Source organism: Arthrobacter sp. B2a2-09, assembly GCF_027587375.1.
Taxonomy (GTDB): Bacteria; Actinomycetota; Actinomycetes; order Actinomycetales; family Micrococcaceae; genus Arthrobacter.
Genome location: NZ_JAMXIC010000058.1, coordinates 1 through 3076, shown reverse-complemented (window position 1 = coordinate 3076; position 3076 = coordinate 1). Strand labels below are relative to the sequence as shown.

The window sequence follows — 3076 nt, the reverse complement described above, 5'->3', positions numbered from 1 at the left end:
GAAGGCTTCTGGGTCGGCCCCACCGTGATCGACCACGTCACGACCGGAATGACCGCCTACACCGAGGAAATCTTCGGACCCGTCCTCGTCGTCGTCCGGGTCGAGGACCTGGATGAAGGCATCAGGCTGATCAACGCCAACCCCTACGGCAACGGCACCGCCATCTTCACCTCCTCCGGAGCCAACGCCCGCAAGTTCCAGCGCTCCGTCACCGTGGGCATGGTGGGCATCAACGTGCCCCTGCCGGTACCGGTGGCCTACCACTCCTTCGGCGGCTGGAAGGCCTCCCTCTTCGGCGACAAGCACATCTACGGACCCGAAGGCGTGTCCTTCTACACCCGCGGCAAGGTCATCACCTCCCGCTGGCCCGAACCCACCCACGCCTCCGGCGCCTCCTACAACTTCCCCTCCAACTAACTATCGTCAGCCTCTCGATGGTTCCCGTCTGCGGGGACCATCGACAGGCGGGCGAGCCACCAGATGCGTTCACAAAGATTTCCTGAGGAGCAAGAACAGTGTTTCGTTATTTTTCTTGTCTTATGTTGGCCACTGCTGTCGTGGGGGCCGCTCTGAGCATTATCGCGTCGGGGACACTCTTGCTTGCCCTTGGCATGGTGATGCTAATGATCGGCGCCGGGGGACTGTCGGCAACCTGGATGTCCTACGCGGCAGAAGTTCGTCCGGGAACCCCGGCGCTCGGGCACGATAAGCAGGCAGGATAATGACCAATCGCCTTATCTGGGGGCTCGTGGGCGCCAGTGATATAGCTGCCACTCGAATGATTCCTGCAATTCGCCGCGTTGGTGACGTGGTGGCCAGCGTCGTCAGTGGTGACCCCAACCATGCCAAGGCATACGCCCAACGCAATAGCATCGGAATGCATCATGAGAGCCTTGACGCGCTCCTGTCGGATACTTCCATCGATGCCGTCTACATCTCCAGCCGAAACCAGCATCACTGTCGACAAACAATTGCCGCGGCAAGCGCAGGAAAGCATGTCCTTTGTGAGAAGCCCGTCGTAACGACGCTCGAAGAGGCACAAGCCATGGTGGAAGCCTGCCGCGTCGACAACGTGGTCCTGGCTGTCAACCACCATCTCCCAGCTGCCGGGACCCATCAAACTATTCGTGCGCTCGTCGCTTCAGGCCGCATTGGGCGACCATTGAGCGTTAACGTCCGGCATTCGACTCTCCTCCCCGAACGCCTTCGCGGGTGGCGGCTTGAAAAGTCTCCGGGCTCGGGTGTAGTCATGGATTTGTCCTGTCACAATGCGTCAGTCGTCAATACGCTACTGTGCACTCGCCCGCTCGATGTCGTTGCTTCCACTCTGTCGCAGAGTGAATGGTCTACGGGTGTTGATGATGCTTCCAGCGCGTCCATCCGATACGCCGATGATATTCTGGTCGACTTCCAAGACTCATTCACCATGCCTTTCACGTCATCCTTCATCCAGATCAATGGTGACCACGGCAGCATCCTTGGGCATGACGTCATGGCTCCCGAGCCGAAAGGTTCGATCATTCTCACGGATGGCTCTGGTACGAGAGAGATTTCAGTCATCGACCGCCGACATACGTACGACATCGGCGTCGATGTCTGCCGCTACGGATCCGGATCGCTGACCCGCTCGGACCCTTTCGGCTAGATCGGCCCGAACGCGGCGGAAACGCTCGTGGATGAAGTCCCGTGTGATCGGGTGATGCTGCTCCTGCAGCGCATCAGTGGTCAGCGTCGCGTACAGCTCAACCAGACCAGGAATTGTGCGGTTACGTTCGGCGCTCTTTTCCATCACGGCCACGGCCGACACGCCGGCGGCATCGGACGGCTCATGCACCATGCCTTCGTGTTCTCGATACACCGCGACCAGGAGCTCATCGCGCGACGCAAAGTAGTATCGCAGCGCGGCATGCGAAACGCCGATGGCACCCCCAATCGCGCGCAACGAAGAGCCAACTCCTTGTTCGGCGAACAGTTCGATAGCGCGCAAGAGAATCTGGGCTCGTCGTTCGGGGGCTTTCCGGTATGACCGCCCACGCTCCTCGGCTTGATCGTTGGCCATCCCACCATCGTACGTGAGGTGGCAGGAGCCATCTCTGGATGTTCGGGTGTGCAGTGGCGAAACGAACTGGTCAACTCCCCAACTGTCAGAACGAGCGCACCAAGGTCCAGCCTGCGCTGGCGCCACATCGCCGGTCGCCCGCCTGGGTGCGGTCCATTCGAACCTCATCCGACTCTCAAAAGTCGCTCGAGCCTTAGCCTGGAGGCTCTCGTGGTTGGAACATATTGCGCTATCGTCCCGCGGAAGGGGTCAAAAAACGGTGTGTTGACAGTGTCAACACATTGGGCCCGGATCGGCTCGTACATGGTTTTTCCTCGTCTCCTTTGGATGGGGGAGTGGTCTGCGGTCTCGCTCTTTCATGGTGGAGTCGGGACCCGACTACATCCCGGCCAAGAATGTCCGACGCTATGTTGGACCTCAGCCAGCTCGTTGGTCAATGAACTGATGGTGGCCAGCGCGCCGCGTCCTCCTCGCCGCGCGGACGATGAACTTGCCCCGGCCGAGAAGAACGTCACTCTGCAGTTCACCGCGGTCGGCATCGAAAACCGTGAACGTAATGCAGTTGGTGCGCCGAGGCGGTGCGATGGGCGGCCTCAGTACGATGCTTTTCCCACAGTAGGGCAACGGAACTGATCCGAGCTGCTGTAAGGGCGGATCCGTTCCGGACCGTATCCCTCTGGCCCAGCAGGACAGCGGTCATAGTCCCATGCCCCTGCCCGGTAGCAGCGGGCAAGCCGTTCAGGTCAAACCGCAGGACGCAACGTCAGCATGCTTCCCGGGGGCCTTCAGCCCGTCTGCGAAGACGCCAACAGCCATGTCGGTTTCCTAACTAGATTAGTGGGGACGGCGGGTGAGGTGAGCAGCGCGGCCCCGACGGGCCTGCCGGGTCCGACAGGCTTGCCGGACCCGACGGGCCAAAGGGTGTCAGCTGAGGGTCGCGACGCCCGGGTAAAGCGGGTGCGCGGCGGCGAGGGCCTCCACGCGGTGACGCAGACCGGAGAGGTCGGCGTCGGCGTC

The 3076-nt window shown here is 61.1% G+C and carries 4 protein-coding genes; 3 read left to right on the top strand and 1 reads right to left on the bottom strand.

What is annotated here, in order from left to right; translation table 11 throughout:
• The 3 genes from NFJ07_RS25450 to NFJ07_RS25440 form a co-directional block, all read left to right on the top strand.
• The coding region (locus NFJ07_RS25450) for an aldehyde dehydrogenase family protein (RefSeq protein WP_269998879.1) at positions 1-417 on the top strand (417 nt) is incomplete at its 5' end.
• Positions 418-539: 122 nt separating this feature from the next.
• Complete coding sequence (locus NFJ07_RS25445; RefSeq protein ID WP_269998877.1) at positions 540-722, top strand: hypothetical protein; 183 nt, start codon at positions 540-542, stop codon at positions 720-722.
• Entirely contained in the window at positions 722-1645 is a 924-nt protein-coding gene (locus NFJ07_RS25440) for a Gfo/Idh/MocA family protein (RefSeq protein WP_269998875.1), read from the top strand. Before NFJ07_RS25445 ends, NFJ07_RS25440 begins: the two co-directional genes overlap by 1 nt.
• On the opposite strand, the gene NFJ07_RS25435 is transcribed toward NFJ07_RS25440, so the two are convergent.
• The gene (locus tag NFJ07_RS25435; protein ID WP_269998873.1) at positions 1553-2059 is read right to left on the bottom strand and encodes a TetR/AcrR family transcriptional regulator; all 507 of its coding nucleotides are present in this window, start codon (positions 2057-2059) and stop codon (positions 1553-1555) included. The genes NFJ07_RS25440 and NFJ07_RS25435 overlap by 93 nt on opposite strands.
• Between the last annotated feature and the right edge of the window lie 1017 nt (positions 2060-3076).

Excerpts from the sequence above, each read along its gene's own strand:
- NFJ07_RS25440 (WP_269998875.1), top strand. The coding sequence starts at position 722 with ATGACCAATCGCCTTATCTGGGGGCTCGTGGGCGCCAGTGATATAGCT.
- NFJ07_RS25445 (WP_269998877.1), top strand. The coding sequence starts at position 540 with ATGTTGGCCACTGCTGTCGTGGGGGCCGCTCTGAGCATTATCGCGTCG.
- NFJ07_RS25435 (WP_269998873.1), bottom strand. The coding sequence starts at position 2,059 with ATGGCCAACGATCAAGCCGAGGAGCGTGGGCGGTCATACCGGAAAGCC.